Below are 17,189 nucleotides of genomic sequence, written 5' to 3'. Positions count from 1 at the left end.
CCGATATTTCAGAGATAACAAGACGCTGTTAGCATTGGTCCATGGTGACGACGCAGGACACCCGCGACGACGTCCGTGCGGGCATCGTCGCGGCAGCGACCCAACTGCTGCGCGAGAAGGGCGCGAACGCGGTCACGACGCGCGCCGTCGCCCAGGCCGCCGGTGTGCAGGCACCCACCATCTATCGCCTGTTCGGCGACAAGGACGGTCTTATCGACGCCGTCGCCGAGCACGTCATGGCCGGCTACGTCGGCGGTAAATCGGTCGCAGTGGACGTCGAGACGGGCGATCCGGTAGCGGGCCTGCGCTCCGGATGGCGCGCGCACGTGGAGTTCGGCCTGACAAATCCCGAGCTGTACGCGCTGATCGCCGCGCGGGGGAGCGGCGCACCCTCTCCGGCGACTGTCGCCGGCCTCGACGTGCTCCGCCGCCGTGTCCGGCGACTCGCCGCTGCCGGCCTGCTCCGGGTCGACGAGCAGCGCGCGCTCCTGATGATCCACTCAGCGGGCAACGGCACCATCCTCACCCTGCTGGGAATGCCCGCCGACCAGCGCGACCTCGGTCTGGGCGAGACCATGCTCGATGCCGTGCTCACCAGCATCCTGACAACGGCTCCGGCGACCCCCGACACCACCGCGAACGCTGTCGCGGTGACCTTCGCGACGGTGCTGCCCGACCTCCCGGGGCTCACCGACGCCGAACGCGCGCTGATGGCCGAGTGGCTGCACCGATCACTGACCCACCGGACGCCATGATCACCTGGCAGAGAAACAAGTCGACGGGATCGCACCGGGGGAGATAGGTTGCAGGTGACCGCGACACGGCCCGAGGAGGTGAGACCCATGAACGTTGCAGCGATGTGGGTGCTCCCCCTGCCGTCCCGGTCGGGCGATTGACGTAGGTGTCGCCGGGAGCGCCCTGCCAACACGGCACTCCCGAAAGGCAACACCTATGCACCCTGCGCACTTCACCGCCGAGCCGTCGTCGACCGATCCGGTCGAGCGCGACTTGCCAGTGAGCGATGTCAGCCCAGCTCGGTCGGAACCGCACGCCGATCGCGCGCCCGGCAGATACGACGTGATCATCGCCGGCTGTGGGCCGACCGGCGCGATGCTCGCCGCCGAACTGCGACTACACGACGTACGGGTCCTCGTCCTGGAGAAGGAGACCGAGCCGGTGTCGGCCGTGCGCATCGTCGGCCTGCACATCCGCAGTCTCGAGCTGATGGCGATGCGCGGGCTGCTGGAACGCATCCTCCCGCACGGGCGGCGGCGTCCGGCCAGCGCCTACTTCGCCGCCATCGCCAAGCCCGCGCCCCCCGGCCTGGATTCCCGGTACGCCTACCTGCTGGGTATCCCGCAGCCGGTCATCGAACGTCTGCTCGAGGAACACGCCACCGAACTGGGTGCACAGGTCCGGCGTGGTTGCGCCGTCACCGGCCTCGCGCAGGACGACGAGGGCGTCACAGTCGAGTTGGCCGACGGGGAACAGCTGCGGTCGCGCTACCTCGTCGGCTGTGACGGCGGGCGCAGCACGGTACGCAAACTGCTCGGCGTCGGGTTCCCCGGCGAGCCCGCGCGGACCGAGAGCCTGATGGGCGAGATGGAAGTGGCCGTGCCGCCGGAGGAGATCGCCGCCAAGCTCGGCGAGATCCGCGAAACCCACCAACGATTCTGGCTCCGGCCGGCAGGCGCCGAGGTCTACAGCGTCCTGGTGCCCGCGGCCGGCGTCAGTGACCGCGCCGCACCGCCCACCCTCGAGGATTTCAAGCGCCAGTTGCGCGCCATCGCCGGGACCGACTTCGGCGTGCACTCGCCGCGCTGGTTGTCCCGCTTCGGCGATGCCACCCGACTGGCCGACCACTATCGGGTCGGGCGAGTGCTGCTGGCCGGCGACGCGGCGCACATCCATCCGCCCATCGGCGGACAGGGCCTCAACCTGGGCGTTCAGGACGCAGTCAACCTCGGCTGGAAACTGGCCGCGCGGATCCGTGGTTGGGCGCCGCAGGCCCTGCTGGACACCTACCAGGCCGAACGCCGGCCGGTCGCCGCTGAGGTGCTGGACAACACCCGAGCCCAGACGGAGCTGTTGTCCACCGAGCCGGGCGCACAGGCCCTGCGGAGGCTGCTCACCGAGCTGATGGACTTCGACGAGGTGAACCTGCATCTGTTGAAGAAGATCACCGCAATCGGTATCCGCTACGACTTCGGCGCTGGGCCCGACCTACTCGGTCGCCGGCTGCCTGACATCGCTGTGAAACAGGGCCACCTCTACGATCTGCTGCACCGCGGACGCGGTCTGCTGCTGGATCGCACCGAACGCCTGACCGTCGGCGGCTGGTCAGACCGGGTCGATCACCTGGCGGATACCACCGCTGAGCTGGACGTCCCCTGTGTCCTGTTGCGCCCCGACGGGCACGTCGCCTGGGTCGGTGACGATCAGCAGGACCTGGACGAGCACCTCTCCCGCTGGTTCGGCGAGCCCGTCCACTGACCTCAGGCCGGCGGCCAGGTGCGGTTGAACCGCCAACGGGTCGCGGTCTTCCCCCGTCCGGGCCGTAGCCGAAAGCCCGGACGGGGGGAGACTCTCGGTGCCGCCCGACACCTGGTGAGCTTCACCGCTCATCACAAGGTCGAGGTCGTCGCTGCTGACTGTGCTCCACCGCCACACGCCTGCGGCAACTCGGTCGCTGGCTTGCGGCTTCGTGGCTGCTGATCGACCGCGGTGAGTTCGCTGAGAATCGGGTGCAGCCGATCGGCCAGGGCCGGGTCCGTGCGGGTGAGTTCCGCGCTCAGGGCCGTTGCGGCAGCCGAGAGCGCACGGCGTAACTCGGTCTCATCAGTGGAACGGACCAGGGTCGTTTCGAGCGGGCCGGTGATGTCGGGGGGTAGTAGGTGAGCGCCTTTGGCGTAGCTGGAGGGGTGGCCCAGGCGCTGGCAGGCCAGTGCGATTGTCTGGGCGCGCATAGCGCTGATCCAGTGCTCCGCTTGCCAGTATCTGCCCCGTTCGATGCTGATCCGTGCGTGCAGCGCATGGTGCCATGCCAGGCCGGCCGTGCCGTCGTGACCGCTCGGCGCGGAGGCCCGAAGTGGCGTGGCTCGCCCGAATATCAGTCGCCAACTCGGGCCTCGCGGCCCGAACTCGACCTCCGGGCTGAACGAGAGGTCGACTTCCAGGCAATGAGGCAGCAGGAACACCCGGTAGATCGCCGACCCGGACGTCAGATCCCAGTGGTGGACCGCCGCGAAGTCCTGATACATCTGCTGCGTCCATCGACGCATGACGGCGTCGAGCGGGTCGCTGACCCCGAAGGCCAGGTCGATGTCCGACCAGCGATCCTCGTCGTTCGTGGCGTGCGAGCCGGTGATCGCGGCGGCGACGACACTCGGGTCCTGTTCCGCCAGATGCAGCAGCCGCCGCTGGATCAGGTCGCGTTCCTCTACTGAGAACATCAGGTCACGCTGCTCCGACACCACCGTGCCCCGGCTGGGGGAGACGCCCGGCTGGGCCGGCGGCGAGCCGTTCTCGCTCTCGTCACGGCCAGCAGGTCGCGTGCGTCCATGACGACATCATGCCTCGCCACTCGCAACGGAAGATCGCCAGTGCGTCGAACCAGCGAAGGATCCATCGCATGGTGTTCTGTGGATGCTGGCAGACTCATCGCATGAGAGGTCTGACCGCCGAACTCGTGGTCGATGGCTGTGCCCCGCAGACCCCGGCGCTCGCCCCGAACGGGCGGCTGCTCTGCTACGTCCTCGCCCCCACCAGCCGCACCGGTGACCACCTCGACACCGAACTCTGGCTCGTACACACCGATGGCGCCGTCGCGTCGCGCCGGGCGACCGCCGACACCGCAACCGAATCCCTGCCACGCTGGTCGGCCGACTCGGAGGCGCTGTTCTTCCTGTCCGACAGCGCCGACCGCGGTACGCCGCAACTGCACGGGCTCACCCCCGCCGACGGCACGATGACCACGTTGACCAGCTGGCCCGCCGGCGTCATCGACCACCTGCCGCTCATCGACCCCAACCTGGTCGCGCTGCTCGCCGAGGACGAACCCACCGAGCAGGACGCGCGCCGCGCCCGGGACCGCGACGACGCCATCGTCGTCGGCGAGCGCGAACCGCGTGCCCGGTTGCGCCTGCTCGACCTGCGCACCGGTCGGGTCGTCACCCCGCAGGTGTTCGCTGACCGGCACGTGGTGGAGATGCGGCAACGTCCCGACGGCGGCCCACTTGCCGTGCTGACCTGGGCCAGCGCCGACAACGACCACGGCCCGCGCACGGGCCGACTGCACCTGTTCGATCCCACCACCGGGACTACCGAAAACCTTGGACCGGTCGAGGTCGACGCACGATCGCTGGCCTGGTGGCCGGGCGAGGACGGTTGGCACCTCGGTTACCTCGCGCTCACCCCACCGGTGCTGCAGGCCGGCACCGCCGTGTTCGATCTGGCCGTGCGCAGCCGTGTCCTGCGCAACCGCACCGCTGGACTCTCGATGTGCCCCACCGAACTCTGCCAGACCGATGCGGCCCCGCTGGTGGTGTTCGCCGACGGCCTGAACACGACAGTGGCCCGGCTCGACACCGCCGACCTCACGACCCTGTCGCACCACCCCGGACGCCTCGACAACCTCACCGCCACCCCCGCCGGCGACGAGATCGCGGCGCTTACCGGCACCCGCTATCGGCTCCCGAACGTTCACATCGGAGCGCCAACCGGGCCGCTGCGAAGAATCACCAACACCCGACCCGAACTGGACGACGTCGCACTCGGCACGCAACATCCGCTGGCCTACCGCGCCGCCGACGGCCTCGACCTGGACGGCCTGCTCGTCCTGCCGGTCGGCAGGACCGCATCGGAGGGCCCGTTCCCGCTGGTCACGATCGTGCACGGAGGCCCGTACGATCGCTACGCCGATCGTTGCCAGTTGTTCTGGTTCCCGAGCGCGCAGTGGCTGGCCGCGGCCGGCTACGCGGTGTTGCTACCCAACGCGCGCGGCGGCCAGGGCCATGGCCACCAGTTCGCCGCCAGCGTCGCCGGCCAGGTCGGTCAGCAGGAGTGGACCGACATCCTGACCGGCATCGACCTGCTCATCGCCGAGGGTATCGCCGACCCCGATCGGCTGGGCATCGCCGGCTGGAGCCACGGCGGCTTCATGTCCGCCTGGGCCATCGGCCAGACCGATCGCTTCCGCGCCGCGCTGGTCGGCGCGGGCATCGTCGACTGGGGCATGCTCGCCGCGACCGGGGAGAACGGCCAGTTCGAGGCCGCGCTCGGTGGCAGCACCGGCTGGTCGGGCATCGGACCACACCCCCATGACGCGGTCAGCCCGATTTCCTTCGCCAGCAACATCCGCACCCCGGTGCTCATCCTGCACGGCGCCGAGGACACCAACGTCCCCCTCGGACAGGCCGTGTACCTGCACCGGGCGCTGCGCCACTTCGACGTCGAGCACGAGTTCGTGATCTACCCGAGAGAGGGCCACTCGATCCGGGAGCGCAACCACCAGCTGGACCTCCTGCGCCGGACCCGCGCCTGGTTTGATCGCTGGCTCCAGACGTGACCTGAGCCGACTGTGCGGCTGGACGGGCTGTACGCCACCGGCGCCCGCAAGGTCCCGGCCGGGCAGGGGTGCCGCAGAAGGTGGAGTTCTGTCACCTGGTCGGCACGCCCGGCGGGATCCCAACCGATCAAACGGGCTTCGCCGATGTGGTCCGCGGCCCGCTACGACTGCTGCTGTCCGGACCCGCCAGCTCCGGCGCCCGCGCCACTCCGGACGACGCCACCGGCCCCGGCCGCAACCGCATCCACCTCATCGTCGACGACCTGGACGCCGAGATTGACAGGCTCCGCGACGCCGACCGGGCGTTCCGCAGCGAACTGGTCTCCGGGCCGGGCGGCCGTCAGATTCTGCTCGCCGACCCCGCAGGCAACCTCATCGAACTTTTCCAAGCCGCCGGCTAAGCCAGCCCCGTCAACATCTGAGCCCAGTCGCACTTCGCCGCTGCGCCACGGCAAAGTCGATGTTCCTCAGCGCCGACTCGGCCGCAGCCCAGCCGCTCATACGCGGGATCTCGCGCATCCAACGCACGCCGTGTGGGACCAATCCGGGCAGTGGTGGACTCGGCCCTATCCTGGCGATCATGGTCGCGCTGCCCGAGTGGCTGCCTCGACCCTAGGATCGGGTTGATGCAGGAGACACGGCTAACGGTTCGGCCAGCGAGCTTGGCGGATGTTGCTTCATTGGTGGAGTTGCGCCTGGCCAACGCTGAGGCTCACATTGCTCTCGACGCTGCGACCTACCGCGTTCCACCGCGTGACGCGGTAGCGCGCCACTTCGCGGCCATGGTGGCCGACGAAGCCGGGCGGGATGGTGTCCTCGTCGCTGAGGGCCATGACGGCCAGGTGGTCGGGATGGTCGAAGTGCTGCGGCATTCCGATCCGCCGGACCATCAGATCCTGCGTCCCGAACCTTCGGCCCAGGTCCACACGGTTGTGCTGCCCGATGCCAGAGGGCTCGGGGTGGGATCGGCGTTGCTGGCGGCGGCCGAACGGTGGGCAAGCGGCCGGGGGATCACGTATCTGTCGGCTGGCATCTACCACCGCAACGTCGATGCAGTGCGCTTCTATAGCCGGCACGGCTACACCGACGCCGGCCTCTCCCTCGGTAAGAGCGTGGATTAGCGGTCGCAGTGCCGGTCATCGGAGCCAGATGATGGCGGCGATGCGCAGGGCACGTCTCTGGTGGAGTCGTGGGCGTATCCCTTGTCCGCGATCAGCACGTCCGGGCGTTTGCGGGGCCGGCCGGACACGCCCTAGGCGACATCCCGGCCCAACTGATCGGCGTGCGCGATGATCCACCTCGCGTCGCGCCGGTAGAGCCCGACGTGACTGCGAATGTTCTCCTGTCCCTGATCAGCCCGCGCCTTGGTGAAGGCGGCGAGGTCGTGTAGTCGATGAACTGCGACCTGGAGGACCTGAGCGGGGTCCTGCCCCGAGCCGTAGGCATCGCAGAGCATGCGCAGCCGACGTGACCGCTCGCTCAGGTCACTGTCGATTGCGTCGCCGTTGTCGGGATGGGCCAGCGGCACCAGCCGGTAGGCAAGGTAGGCCAGATCCCACGACCGGGGACCGGGCGAGGCCGTGTCCCAGTCGATGACTCCGGTGAGCCGCCGGTCGGTGAAGACCATGTTGTACGGCGCGAAGTCGTTGTGACAGATGACCTCAGCCGGTTGCCGAACCGGGAACCGCCACACTCCGCCGACGGTGTCGAAGCTGGCGCTGGCCTCGTGAAGTTGTGCGAGGTGGACACCCGCATCGGTGAGGACCCCATCGCTCCAGAGCCAGTCCGGCAACGGGTACTGCGGCACGATGCCCGGCAGGTACGAGACGCTGTCTCGTCCTTGTTCGTCCGTCCCGAGCGGTTGCGGGGCCCAGGTGACGCCACGTTCACGCAGATGTCGTAGCAGGCGTTGAACCGTCGAACTCCATGCCCCGGCACCGCGCCGAACAGTGGCACCGACACGTGTCGCGCCCCCCATGTTGCCGCCGGGTAGCGCTTCCTCCTGCTCGCCGACCGCGTTCGCGCTGTGGTCATTCATGCCGACATCCTCAGCGCGTGGGGCCGGCAAGGCCACCACGTTCCCGAGGCGGGCTGGCGCAGCGGACCGAGACCGGCGGAGCCAAATACTGGATTGTTATTAACAATAATCTAGTAAATAGCTGGAACAAAAGGGACGATACGTGCACACACCATAATGACAGTTATGCTGCGTAAAGAATGAGGATGGTGTAAGTGGCCAGACGTGCCGCCCATCGTGTCCCTACGGGACTTGATGGGGTCACTTCAGTGGGCCACCCACAGAGGGTTGGCTCAATCGGCTCTCCGCATCGCCCTGCTCCTGATGCTTCAGACCGGGTTGCCATACCCGCCGGGTAGGACGCCGCAGTTTCGGCAGGCCCTTCCCGGGTGGGGGTTCTCGTCGCCGCAGACCAGGCATCGTCCGGCCGGGTCGCCCCCTGCGGCGTACGCATCGAGCACCCGCTCCACCACGATGGAGAGCTCCTCGGTGGGATGCTTCTGCGGATCGGGGCAGTAGGCGATGTCGTGGTGACCCCACGAGTCCCACGGATGCGGCGTCGTGGGGACTCGTCGGCCCTCCTGCTTCTGCAGTCGCCGCTGGGCCGCGAAGGCGACTGCTCTTGCCAGCACCAGAACGCGGGCTGTCTCGAGTTCACCGAGGGCCCGGACCAGCGACGGGGGATCGACCTCGATGTCGCCGGGGATGCGGTGCCGGGTCGCCAGGTGGTGCCAGGTGGCGTGGAAGCCGTACGGCGCGAAGTGGTAGAGACAGTCACGTAGATGCGACCGGCGCCGTCGGGGGCTGAGGCTCTCGTCACGCACCCGGCCGGCGGTCGCGGGGAAACTGGTCATCTCAGGACGATCACTACGAGCGGCCGTACGCGGCGCGGGCCTGGGCTACCTCGGCGGCTTCGCGTTCACGCCAGCGGCGCTGGGCCTCCCGGTTGCAACTGCGACAGACCCGGCGGTACCGGCCGGTGGCCGGGTCGAGTTCGCGGTCGTGGCCGTTGCGGCACTGTGCCAACTGGTTGCGGCTGCGGCAGGCTTCGGCCCGGCTGAGCTGGCGCAGATGTGTCGGCTCGATGCAGTCGGCGACGCCGCAGGTCTGGTCGACGTCGAGGGCGGGGTCGTACCCGCCGACGAGGACGACGTACGCGGCGATGTGTGCCCACGCGCGACCGGCGACCTTCTGGTGCACCCCGCGTCGCCGCCCGTAACCTTCGATGACCAGGCAGCCGTTCTCGGTGCGGTGTGAGCGCTCCAGCAGGTGGGCGCGCAGCGACTCCTCGGTGTGGTAGCGGGACAGACCCTTCACGGCCGAGAGCACGGTGTCACCGTACCCACGTCGCGCAGCCTCGTCGAACGACGGCGGACACGCCGGCGCGCCTCCTCGGCGAATGGTCGCGCTCCGGCCGTGCTGTCCGCACCCGAAGCTGCCGTAGCCTCGCCGGGGTGGGTCTGCTGTTGGTGCTGCGCGCTCCGCAGCCGCGTCCGAAGAGCCTCCGTCGCGCGACCCGCGCGCAGCGGCGGGAACGCAAGCGCTCCGACGCCGACGAGTGGGCAGCGGCGCAGGAGCGCGGTTTGCTGCTCGACGTGCCGGTGGAGGAGTTGCTGCCGCTGCTGAACGCGGCCGGCGGTAACCGACTTCCGGTCTTGGGTCAGCTCCACCCGTGGTCGGACGGCGTACTCGCTCATGAGGATCTGCCGCAGCTCGATGCTGACGTCGACCGTCTCGGGGCGGCTGCGGCTGACGACGCGGAACGTGGGCTGGTGGCGGCGCTGAAGGCGTTGTTGGCGCGGTGGCGCGGTGGCGCGACGAGCCTGGCCTGACGCTGCACTGGTATGGAGACTGACGGAGATGCGAAAGGTCGCACAGAACGAGCCGGCGTCACCGACACCCGTCAGGGTCGGTGACGCCGACGGCCGTCTCAGGTGCGGATGCGGTAGTGCAGGGACGCCACACCGTTGCTGAGTCGGCGGTTGCTCAGTAGTTCCAGCCCAACCCGGGTGGCGCTGGGCAGACCGGGCTTGCCTCCGCCGACGAGGATGGGGTGGATCAGCAGGTGGCACTCGTCGACCAGTCCGGCCTGGAATGCCTGCGCCGCGAGGTGTGCGCCGCCGATGGTGAGGTCACTGGTGGCCGAGGCTTTCGTGGCGCGTACCGAAGCGGGGTTGAAGCTCGTTTCGAGCCGGGTCCTGGCGGTCGGGGTCGCGTCCAGCGTGGTGGAGTAGACGACCTTGTCCGCTGTCTGCCAGACGTCGGCGAAGTCGGCAGTGAGCTTCGACTGTTCGGCCAGGGCGGGGTTGGTTTCCCAGAGGGACATCGACTCGTACAGGCGTCGGCCGTAGAGGTAGGTGCCGATGGGCCGGAGCAGGTCGGTCATGAACGCGAGGTACTCGTCGTCGGGTGGGGTCCAGTCGAATCTGCCGTGTTCGTCCTCGATGTAACCGTCGAGGGACACGTTGGTCACGTAGATCAGCTTGGCCATGGCGCTACACCTCGACATCGACGGCGACGGGATGGGCATTCCGCAGTGTGGCGTCCAGTTTGGAGAAGGCTTCGTCCCAGCCCTGGTTGGCGGGGCCAGCCACCCGCCCCGGGAGCCACTGACGGATCTCGAGGCGCGTTCGTCCATCGGCCTCGTCGTGGAACTCGACCCGCATCCTTGTCTCGTGCGGCTCAATACCCTCCGGCAGCCGCCCGCTGACGTGCGCGACGCCGTCGAGCAGTTCGCCGTCCACGACATCGGTGAGGTCGATGCGGACCTCGACTCGAAGGCCGGGTTGGGTTGGGAAGACCTCGGTCCAGCGCTGGTGGCCGCCGGGCCGGATGTCGAACTCCATCTCGTCGCGGGGCAGTGAGTTGCCGATCGGTCCCCACCATGAGGCCAGGTGGTCGGGGTCGGTGAAAGCGCGGTAGACCAGCTCCCGTGGCGCGTCCACCACCCGTGAGATGACGATTGGCGGTTTGTCGCTGTCCATCAATTCTCCTTGTCGTGCGCATTGCTCGGGGATTCCCGGTCGGGAAGCGCCGGGCCGTGGGCTGTTCGGTCCGTTGGGCGGCCGGCTGCCTGCACGGCCGCGAGGTGGGCGTCGAGGCGGATGAGGGACGTGTCCCAGAACCGCCGGTAGCGCTCGATCCACTCGGCCGCTTCGCGCAGCGGGGCGGCCTCGATGCGACTCATCCGCAACTTCCCTGACCGGGTGCGTGAGATGAGCCCGGCGCGCTCAAGCGCCTTGAGGTGCCGCGACACCGCCGGCATCGAGATCGGGAGGGGTGCGGTGAGCTCGGTGACCGTGGCGTCGTGGTCGGCCAGCTCGGCGAGGATCGCCCGTCGAGTCGGGTCGGCGAGGGCCGAGAACACCGCGCTGAGTTGATCGCTGCCAGACACCAGAGCCTCCAGTCACTTAACCAACACGTTAAATGTAGTGCCGGATGGACGCGTGTCAACACGCCGAGACATCGCGCGTGGACCATCGCGAGTACGGCGCATCGACCTGGTGCCCGGCGTCCGGTGGCGGTCATGGGGTGGCGGCGAAGGTCACCGAGCCGGTCCGGGTCAGGCCGACGGGCCCGGCGTCGACCATCGGGTAGTCGCCGCCTACGCGTTCGCGCGCTAACCCCAGGGCGGCAGCCAGACCTCCATGTCGCGGACCTGTGCTCGCCGGGAGGCGAGGTAGTCACGCAAGGCCCGCAGCCCGGGATGCGGGTTGTCGTCGCGCCAGATGAGTGACATGGGGTAGATCGGCGCCGGGTCGCGCACCGGTACGCGGCGCAGGTCGTAGCTGTCCGGCCACAGGTACCTGGTGCGTTCCCCGGCGAGGGTCGCCAGCTCCGCGGAGTCGGCGATCTCGGCCAGCAGGGCCTCGTTGCCGAAGACCGGCCCGACCAGATCGATGGTGAGACCGAAGGCGGCGGCGAGTTCGTCGTAGTAGGCGGCCCATTCGGTGCCGGGGGCCATGCCGGGCATCCAGATCCGGTGCTCGGCGAGTTGTCTGGGCGTGACGGTGCGGGCGTTGGCCAGCGTGTGCCGGGGGCCGACGAGCAGTTCGTGGTGCTCGTCGATCACGCGGGTGGTTTCGATCGCGGCGGGAAGGTGACGCGCGGCGACGGTGACGGCGTGGAAGGTGGCGTCGACAGTCCCCGCCTCGACGGCGGCCATCGCGGCGTGGACGTCGGCGTCGAGGGTGACGACGTCCAGCTCGATGCGGGGATGGGCGCGGTGGAAGTCCTGCAACAGCACCGCTGGCGCGATCCGTCGGCTGTGCACGTCGACGCGCAGTGCCCGCCGGCCGGGGCGTACGGAGGCGTCGGCGCGCGCCTCGGCTCGCAGCAGTTCACGGGCGTGCGGCAGGAAGGTCTGGCCGTCGACGGTGAGGTGGGTGCCGCGCGCCGTGCGGGTGAACAGCCGTACCCCGAGGTCCTTCTCCAGAGCGGCGATGCGCTTGGAGACGGCCTGCTGGGTGATCGACAGTGTCACGGCGGCGTCCTGGAACTGGCCGGCGTCGACGGCGGCGACGAAGGTGCGGACGGCGTCGAGATTCACCTGACAAACCCTACTGACACAACCTTCGGTTGTGCGGCACCGCTCATCCGGTTGTTTGATCCATGGTCGCCCGCCTTGCTTTGATCCTGACGGTCAACGCTGAGTTGTCGGGAGCGGGAGGGGTGGGCTTGTCCACGAGACGATCCCTGGGGCGGCGGTTCGGCTGGTTGTGGGCGTCGTACGCGGTCAGCGCCTACGGTTCCGGGCTGGGCTTCGGGGCGTTGCCGTTGATCGCCGTTCTGGTGTTGCAGGCCAGCCCCGCCCAGGTGTCGGTGTTGGCCGCGCTGGGGCCGGCGGTGGGCGCGCTGCTCGCGTTGCCACTCGGGCCGTGGGTGGAGTTCCACCGCAAGCGGCGGGTGATGATCGCGATGGACCTGGCCCGGTTCGCGGTCCTGCTGACGATCCCCGTCGCGTACGCGCTGGGCCGGCTCAGCTTCGGGCAGTTGCTTGTCGTCTCGGCCGTGGTCGCCACCGCCAAGATCGCCTTCAACGCGGCCAGCGGCGCCTTCCTCAAGGCCCTCGTGCGGCCGGACGACCTGCTGACGGCGAACGCGCGGTTCGAGTCGACGACCTGGAGCTCGATCGCGCTCGGGCCACCGCTGGGCGGCGCGGCGGTCGGCTTGTTCGGGCCGGTGGTCACCGTCGTGGCCGATGCGCTCAGTTATCTGCTCTCCGCGCTGGGCCTCACCGCCATTCGCTACCCCGAAGACCGCCCCCGGCGCAGCGGCGCAGGCCGGGTACGGGCCGGTGAGCTGCTCGACGGCTGGCGGCATCTGCTGACCCACCCCGGTCTGCGGGCGCTCTACCTCAACCAGTTGCTGGTCGCTGGGCTGATCATGGCAACCGAGCCGCTGCTGGCCGTGCTCCTGCTCGGCGAGTTGGGCTTTCCGCCGTGGCAGTACGGCCTCGCCTTCGCCGTGCCCTGCGTCGGTGGCCTCATCGGGTCCCGCCTGGCCCGTCGGGTGGTGGCACGCTACGGCCAACATCGGATCATCCGCACCGTGGGCACGCTGCGCGCGCTCTGGCTGATCGGCCTCGCCTTCGTCCAGCCCGGCGTCGTCGGTCTCGCCACTGTTATCACCGTCGAGTTCGCGATCATCATCAGCATGAGTCTCTACAACCCGGTGCTCGCCACCTACCGCCTTCAACAGACTCCGAGGGATCGCATCGTCCGAACCCTGTCGGCCTGGTCGATCGGCAGCAGCGCGACCATCGCCTCCCTCAGCGCGCTCGGTGGGCTGCTCGCGCAGGCCACCAGCGCCCGCACGGCGATCATGGTGGCCGGGCTGGTGATCCTCGCGAGCCCGCTGCTGCTGCCCCGCCGCCCGGACGCCGATCGGCCTGCACCGCAGCGCTCCGCGCGGGTCTCTACGATCGCGTGATGTTCCAGCCGACCTACCCGATCCGCACCGCACGGCTCGTCCTGCGCCCGGTCACGGTCGACGACCTCGACGACGTGTACTCGTTTCAGCGCCGACCCGACGTGGTGCGCTGGATGCTCGGAGCGGAGCCGCGTACCCGTGAACAGTCGCTGGCGTCGGTGCTCGCCATGGCGGGCGAGGACGCGTGGCGCGCGGAGGGTGACTGCCTGACGGTGGCCGCGGTCACCGACGCCGGGGTGATCGGGATCGTGGAGCTGGTGTGGCGCAGCCAGCTCGACCGTACCGCCGAGCTCGGGTTCGTCTTCCACCCCGACCACGGCGGTCGCGGGTTGGCCACGGAGGCCGCCACCGCGTTGCTGGCCTGGGGGTTTACCGAGTTCGGGCTGCACCGGGTCTACGGCCGGTGCCACGCCCGCAACGCCGCGTCGGCCCGGATGATGGCGCGACTCGGGATGCGCCAGGAGGCCCGCCATGTCGAGAGTTACCTGTTCCGGGGGGAGTGGGCCGACCGGCTCGTCTTCGCGATCCTCGCGCACGAGTGGCGGGCCGCGACCGGCACGTCACAGGGTGGGATACGCCGGTAACCGGCCTCGCCCCGTCCCCGCGCGTCGCGGCGGCGGTCGATCGCCGCCGCGAGACGCGGGGTGTGGGCCTGCTCAGACCTGGCGGCCGAGCCAGTCCCGGTAGGCGGTGGGCGCGATGACGGCGTCGTCGCCTGCGATGAGGACATCGCCGGACATGGCGGCGAACATGCCGGCACCGTCGTCGGTGGTGACGGTGCGCTGGTCACCGCGGGCGGCGAGCGTGATCCGCCCCAGCTCGTCGAGGGCGAAGACGTCGGGCCCGGCGACGTTGCGGATGCCCCGCAGCGGCGCGCCCATGCTGACCTCGGCGACGGCCTGCGCCACGTCGGCGGCGGCCATCGGCTGCACCGGCGTGCTGGGCAGGCGGACTGTGGTGTCGTCAGCCGTCCAGGACAGAATCGACTCCACGAACTCGAAGAACTGGGTGGCGCGGACGATCGAGTACGGAATCGGACCGGCCGTGAGGATCTCCTCCTGGAGGCTCTTGGCGCGGTAGTAGTCCAGGTCGGGCACCTGGTCGACGCCGACGATGGAGAGGATCACCGCGTGGCCGACGCCGGCGTGAGCGGCGGCGGCCAGCAGGTTGTCCATGGTCGTCTGGAAGAAGGCGGGCGAGGCCTCGTCGAAGGTCGGCGAGTTCGTCAGGTTGACGACGACCTGGGCGCCGGCGAGCCCGTCGGACAGGCCCTGCCCGGTGAGCAGGTCCACCCCGGTGGACGGCGAGAGCGGCACCGCCTCGTGCCCCGCGGCCTTCAGGATCTTGACGACCTGCGACCCGATGAGGCCGGTCCCGCCCAGTACGGCGATCTTCATGCCTGTGCACCTTCCCGTGAGTGTGTGGTCCGAGCGCTGAGGTTCAGCCGATACTCGGACCTCTCTTGTCCGAGAACTATACTCGGACACAATGAGTCCGAGTAGCGGGGTGACTAGGGTGACGTCATGAAGATGTCCGGCGGGGTCGAGTGGGCGCTGCACTGCTGCGTGGTGCTCACCGCCAGCCACACGCCCGTTCCGGCGGCCAAGCTCGCGGAACTGCACGACGTCTCCAGCAGCTACCTCGCCAAGCAGCTCCAGGCGCTCGCCCGCGCTGGCCTGATCCACTCGGTGCAGGGCAAGTCGGGCGGCTACGTGCTGACCCGCGCGCCGGAGAGCATCACACTGCTCGACGTGGTCCGGGCCGTCGACGGACCCGGCCCGACCTTCGTCTGCACCGAGATCCGCCAGCGCGGCCCGTTCGCGACGCCGGCCGACGCCTGCGCCACGCCGTGCCCGGTGGCCCGCGCCATGTGGGCGGCCGAGGACGCGTGGCGCCAGGCGCTCGCCGCGGTCACGATCGCCGATCTCGCCCGCGACGTCGACGCCACCTCCGGCCCCGAGGCCCTGGTCGGCATCCAGGCCTGGCTGACCGGCGGGGCCAGCTGACACTGGCTGACCAGCCAAGCCGGTGGCGCACTGTCAGCCGGTGTGGCGTACCTCGGCGTCCCAGATCTGGACCCACGGACGCCGCAGCCCCCGGCACACGTGGATCGGGCCGCCGTTCTCGTCGTTCTCCACCTCGACCCGCTGGTCCACCCGCCCGGCGAGGGCGCACTGCTCGAACCAGCTGTCGAGCTGGTCGGGGCGCTCCCACCCGACGGCGATGACCACGTCCGCGTCGGCGGGCGGCCGACCGAAGTCGACCATGCTGTTGTGCCCGGAATACGCCCGCGGCAGACCACGGGCCGGCCCGTAGCGGGCCACGGCACCGGCCTCGCCGTAGTTGCCGGTGAGAACGACCGCCCGCGAACGATCCGGCGGTGGCAGCCCCCGATGGACGGCGGCGAGAGAATCGGCGAACTCCGGCCAACCGATCGTCTCGCCGGCGTCGTAGTTGACGTCGACCACGAACCCGGGCAACCGGTCGGCCGGCAGCACCGGCAGCAGCAGCACGACGTTGGGCAGCAGGAACGGCACCACGCCCAGCGTGAGCAACCCCCGACGCCACCAGAACGACCCGCGCGAGGCCCACGCCACCGCGACCAGCGCCCCGGCGGCGGTGAGGACCAGCAACAGTGGCGCGTCGTAGTAACCCTTGCCGCCGGCGATCAGCACGATGCCGACCACCACCAGCCAGGCCCAGCCCACCGCCCGGTAGGCCCGCCACGCCGGTCGGCGTAGCAGCGCGACGAGGCCGGCGATCCAGATCGGTACGGCGTACGGACTGATGATGACGAACTGGAGGGTCAGCGCGTCGAGCCGACCACTGTAGGAGCTGTCGCCGTCGGAAATGGACGCGGCCACACCGAGCTGCGGAAAGCCGTGCGACGCCTGCCAGATCAGGTTCGGTGCGGCCAGCAGCACGGTGATCCCGGCGGCGGCGAGCACCCACCTGTCGCGCAGCAACCGGCGTGGCCCGGCGATGAGCACCCCGGCGACCAGACCGACGGCCAGCAGCGCCGGCAGCAGCTTGCTGAGCATGCCCACACCGAGCGCCAGCCCGATGCCCAGAGCCCAGCGGCTGTCACCGGTACGCAGCAACCGCACCGCACACCACGCCGCGACCAACCAGACCAGCAGGTCGACGGTGGTGGTGCTGAGCAGGTGACCACTGGCGAGCACGATCCCGGAGAGCGCGGCGAGCACCGCCGCGAAGAGCTGCCCGCCCCGGCCGGCGCCCAGCTCGCGGGCGATGGCGGCGATCAGCAGCACCGCGCCGCCGGCCAGCACCGCCGACGGGGTACGCAGCACCACCAGGTTGCCCGGGGCGATCGAGTCGAGCAGCCGGGCCAGCACCGGGACCAGGGGCCCCTGATCGACGTAGCCCCAGTCGAGGTGCCGACCGGCGAGCAGGAAGTACAGCTCGTCGCGGTGATAGCCGTAACGGCCGGCGAGCAGCAGCAGAGTAAGGGTGGTGGCGGCGGCCACCAGCCATGGGCCACGGGTACGAACGCCGGGCCGCGGCGGCTGCCCCGACGGCGGCGACTGGGTCGGCCGCTCAGGTCGGTCGATATCGATGGCGGGCTCGCTCACCCGCTCATGATGACCCTCGCGGTGGCCGCGCGGGTGCCCCTAACAGCGTTCGGCACGGTCCCGAATGCGGGTGGACGAGGCG

Annotated in this window: 19 protein-coding genes; 9 read left to right on the top strand and 10 right to left on the bottom strand. The window is 69.8% G+C overall.

Annotated features, from left to right (window positions below; translation table 11 throughout):
• The first annotated feature begins 41 nt into the window (after positions 1–41).
• Together AB0B94_RS21255 and rox are read left to right on the top strand one after the other, a co-directional pair.
• The gene (locus AB0B94_RS21255; protein WP_357282578.1) at positions 42–755 is read left to right on the top strand and encodes a TetR/AcrR family transcriptional regulator; all 714 of its coding nucleotides are present in this window, start codon (positions 42–44) and stop codon (positions 753–755) included.
• A 196-nt stretch (positions 756–951) separates the two neighbouring features.
• A complete protein-coding gene (gene rox / locus AB0B94_RS21250; RefSeq protein ID WP_357282576.1) occupies positions 952–2,493 on the top strand; it encodes a rifampin monooxygenase in 1,542 nt (513 codons plus the stop codon).
• 131 nt (positions 2,494–2,624) lie between these two features.
• On the opposite strand, the gene AB0B94_RS21245 is transcribed toward rox, so the two are convergent.
• On the bottom strand, positions 2,625–3,476 hold the full coding sequence (locus tag AB0B94_RS21245) for a nucleotidyltransferase domain-containing protein (protein ID WP_357282573.1): 852 nt from the start codon (positions 3,474–3,476) through the stop codon (positions 2,625–2,627).
• Positions 3,477–3,664: 188 nt separating this feature from the next.
• Between AB0B94_RS21245 and AB0B94_RS21240 the strand changes: the two genes are divergently transcribed.
• From AB0B94_RS21240 to AB0B94_RS21230, 3 genes are all read left to right on the top strand, one after another.
• Positions 3,665–5,566, top strand: coding sequence for a prolyl oligopeptidase family serine peptidase (locus AB0B94_RS21240; protein ID WP_357282570.1), 1,902 nt, complete (start codon positions 3,665–3,667; stop codon positions 5,564–5,566).
• A 68-nt stretch (positions 5,567–5,634) separates the two neighbouring features.
• On the top strand, positions 5,635–5,967 hold the full coding sequence (locus AB0B94_RS21235; protein ID WP_357282567.1) for a VOC family protein: 333 nt from the start codon (positions 5,635–5,637) through the stop codon (positions 5,965–5,967).
• A gap of 225 nt (positions 5,968–6,192) precedes the next feature.
• Complete coding sequence (locus AB0B94_RS21230) at positions 6,193–6,687, top strand: GNAT family N-acetyltransferase (protein ID WP_357282565.1); 495 nt, start codon at positions 6,193–6,195, stop codon at positions 6,685–6,687.
• Between the two features lie 131 nt (positions 6,688–6,818).
• Here AB0B94_RS21230 and AB0B94_RS21225 read toward each other — a convergent pair whose 3' ends face one another.
• The 3 genes from AB0B94_RS21225 to AB0B94_RS21215 form a co-directional block, all read right to left on the bottom strand.
• Positions 6,819–7,604 carry an aminoglycoside phosphotransferase family protein gene (locus tag AB0B94_RS21225; protein ID WP_357282563.1) on the bottom strand — a complete coding sequence of 262 codons (786 nt, stop codon included), beginning with the start codon at positions 7,602–7,604 and terminating at the stop codon, positions 6,819–6,821.
• Between the two features lie 308 nt (positions 7,605–7,912).
• Positions 7,913–8,437 carry a hypothetical protein gene (locus AB0B94_RS21220; protein WP_357282559.1) on the bottom strand — a complete coding sequence of 175 codons (525 nt, stop codon included), beginning with the start codon at positions 8,435–8,437 and terminating at the stop codon, positions 7,913–7,915.
• A 13-nt stretch (positions 8,438–8,450) separates the two neighbouring features.
• The gene (locus AB0B94_RS21215) at positions 8,451–8,912 is read right to left on the bottom strand and encodes an HNH endonuclease (RefSeq protein ID WP_357282556.1); all 462 of its coding nucleotides are present in this window, start codon (positions 8,910–8,912) and stop codon (positions 8,451–8,453) included.
• A 125-nt stretch (positions 8,913–9,037) separates the two neighbouring features.
• Here AB0B94_RS21215 and AB0B94_RS21210 point away from each other — a divergent pair, with 125 nt between their 5' ends.
• A complete protein-coding gene (locus AB0B94_RS21210; RefSeq protein ID WP_357282554.1) occupies positions 9,038–9,415 on the top strand; it encodes a hypothetical protein in 378 nt (125 codons plus the stop codon).
• 98 nt (positions 9,416–9,513) lie between these two features.
• Here AB0B94_RS21210 and AB0B94_RS21205 read toward each other — a convergent pair whose 3' ends face one another.
• The 4 genes from AB0B94_RS21205 to AB0B94_RS21190 form a co-directional block, all read right to left on the bottom strand.
• Positions 9,514–10,074: a dihydrofolate reductase family protein gene (locus AB0B94_RS21205; protein WP_357282551.1), complete on the bottom strand. Its 561-nt coding sequence runs from the start codon at positions 10,072–10,074 to the stop codon at positions 9,514–9,516.
• Positions 10,075–10,078: 4 nt separating this feature from the next.
• Positions 10,079–10,567, bottom strand: a complete 489-nt coding sequence (locus AB0B94_RS21200; RefSeq protein WP_357282549.1) for an SRPBCC domain-containing protein — start codon at positions 10,565–10,567, stop codon at positions 10,079–10,081.
• Positions 10,567–10,977, bottom strand: a complete 411-nt coding sequence (locus AB0B94_RS21195) for a metalloregulator ArsR/SmtB family transcription factor (RefSeq protein ID WP_357282546.1) — start codon at positions 10,975–10,977, stop codon at positions 10,567–10,569. Before AB0B94_RS21195 ends, AB0B94_RS21200 begins: the two co-directional genes overlap by 1 nt.
• Before the next feature lie 225 nt (positions 10,978–11,202).
• Positions 11,203–12,132 (bottom strand): LysR family transcriptional regulator, encoded by a 930-nt coding sequence (locus AB0B94_RS21190; protein WP_357282543.1) that lies wholly within the window; start codon positions 12,130–12,132, stop codon positions 11,203–11,205.
• A gap of 128 nt (positions 12,133–12,260) precedes the next feature.
• Between AB0B94_RS21190 and AB0B94_RS21185 the strand changes: the two genes are divergently transcribed.
• Both AB0B94_RS21185 and AB0B94_RS21180 read left to right on the top strand, forming a co-directional pair.
• A complete protein-coding gene (locus tag AB0B94_RS21185; RefSeq protein WP_357282541.1) occupies positions 12,261–13,514 on the top strand; it encodes an MFS transporter in 1,254 nt (417 codons plus the stop codon).
• On the top strand, positions 13,514–14,098 hold the full coding sequence (locus AB0B94_RS21180) for a GNAT family N-acetyltransferase (protein WP_357282538.1): 585 nt from the start codon (positions 13,514–13,516) through the stop codon (positions 14,096–14,098). Before AB0B94_RS21185 ends, AB0B94_RS21180 begins: the two co-directional genes overlap by 1 nt.
• Positions 14,099–14,170: 72 nt before the next feature.
• On the opposite strand, the gene AB0B94_RS21175 is transcribed toward AB0B94_RS21180, so the two are convergent.
• Positions 14,171–14,911: an SDR family oxidoreductase gene (locus tag AB0B94_RS21175; protein WP_357282536.1), complete on the bottom strand. Its 741-nt coding sequence runs from the start codon at positions 14,909–14,911 to the stop codon at positions 14,171–14,173.
• 126 nt (positions 14,912–15,037) lie between these two features.
• Between AB0B94_RS21175 and AB0B94_RS21170 the strand changes: the two genes are divergently transcribed.
• Complete coding sequence (locus AB0B94_RS21170) at positions 15,038–15,520, top strand: Rrf2 family transcriptional regulator (protein WP_238669841.1); 483 nt, start codon at positions 15,038–15,040, stop codon at positions 15,518–15,520.
• A 33-nt stretch (positions 15,521–15,553) separates the two neighbouring features.
• Here the strand turns inward: AB0B94_RS21170 and AB0B94_RS21165 are convergent, their stop codons facing one another.
• Positions 15,554–17,107, bottom strand: a complete 1,554-nt coding sequence (locus AB0B94_RS21165) for a glycosyltransferase family 39 protein (RefSeq protein ID WP_357282532.1) — start codon at positions 17,105–17,107, stop codon at positions 15,554–15,556.
• Positions 17,108–17,189 lie beyond the last annotated feature (82 nt).

This window comes from Micromonospora sp. NPDC048986 (assembly GCF_040649335.1).
Lineage (GTDB): Bacteria > Actinomycetota > Actinomycetes > Mycobacteriales > Micromonosporaceae > Micromonospora > Micromonospora alfalfae.
The sequence above is the reverse complement of the archived record's forward strand: the minus strand, read 5'-3'. Positions and strand labels throughout refer to the sequence as shown.

Bases quoted from the DNA above. Each gene is read 5' to 3' on its own strand.
- AB0B94_RS21255 (WP_357282578.1), top strand. From the start codon at position 42: ATGGTGACGACGCAGGACACCCGCGACGACGTCCGTGCGGGCATCGTC.
- rox (WP_357282576.1), top strand. From the start codon at position 952: ATGCACCCTGCGCACTTCACCGCCGAGCCGTCGTCGACCGATCCGGTC.
- AB0B94_RS21240 (WP_357282570.1), top strand. From the start codon at position 3,665: ATGAGAGGTCTGACCGCCGAACTCGTGGTCGATGGCTGTGCCCCGCAG.
- AB0B94_RS21230 (WP_357282565.1), top strand. From the start codon at position 6,193: ATGCAGGAGACACGGCTAACGGTTCGGCCAGCGAGCTTGGCGGATGTT.
- AB0B94_RS21225 (WP_357282563.1), bottom strand. From the start codon at position 7,604: ATGAATGACCACAGCGCGAACGCGGTCGGCGAGCAGGAGGAAGCGCTA.
- AB0B94_RS21220 (WP_357282559.1), bottom strand. From the start codon at position 8,437: ATGACCAGTTTCCCCGCGACCGCCGGCCGGGTGCGTGACGAGAGCCTC.
- AB0B94_RS21205 (WP_357282551.1), bottom strand. From the start codon at position 10,074: ATGGCCAAGCTGATCTACGTGACCAACGTGTCCCTCGACGGTTACATC.
- AB0B94_RS21200 (WP_357282549.1), bottom strand. From the start codon at position 10,567: ATGGACAGCGACAAACCGCCAATCGTCATCTCACGGGTGGTGGACGCG.
- AB0B94_RS21180 (WP_357282538.1), top strand. From the start codon at position 13,514: ATGTTCCAGCCGACCTACCCGATCCGCACCGCACGGCTCGTCCTGCGC.
- AB0B94_RS21175 (WP_357282536.1), bottom strand. From the start codon at position 14,911: ATGAAGATCGCCGTACTGGGCGGGACCGGCCTCATCGGGTCGCAGGTC.
- AB0B94_RS21170 (WP_238669841.1), top strand. From the start codon at position 15,038: ATGAAGATGTCCGGCGGGGTCGAGTGGGCGCTGCACTGCTGCGTGGTG.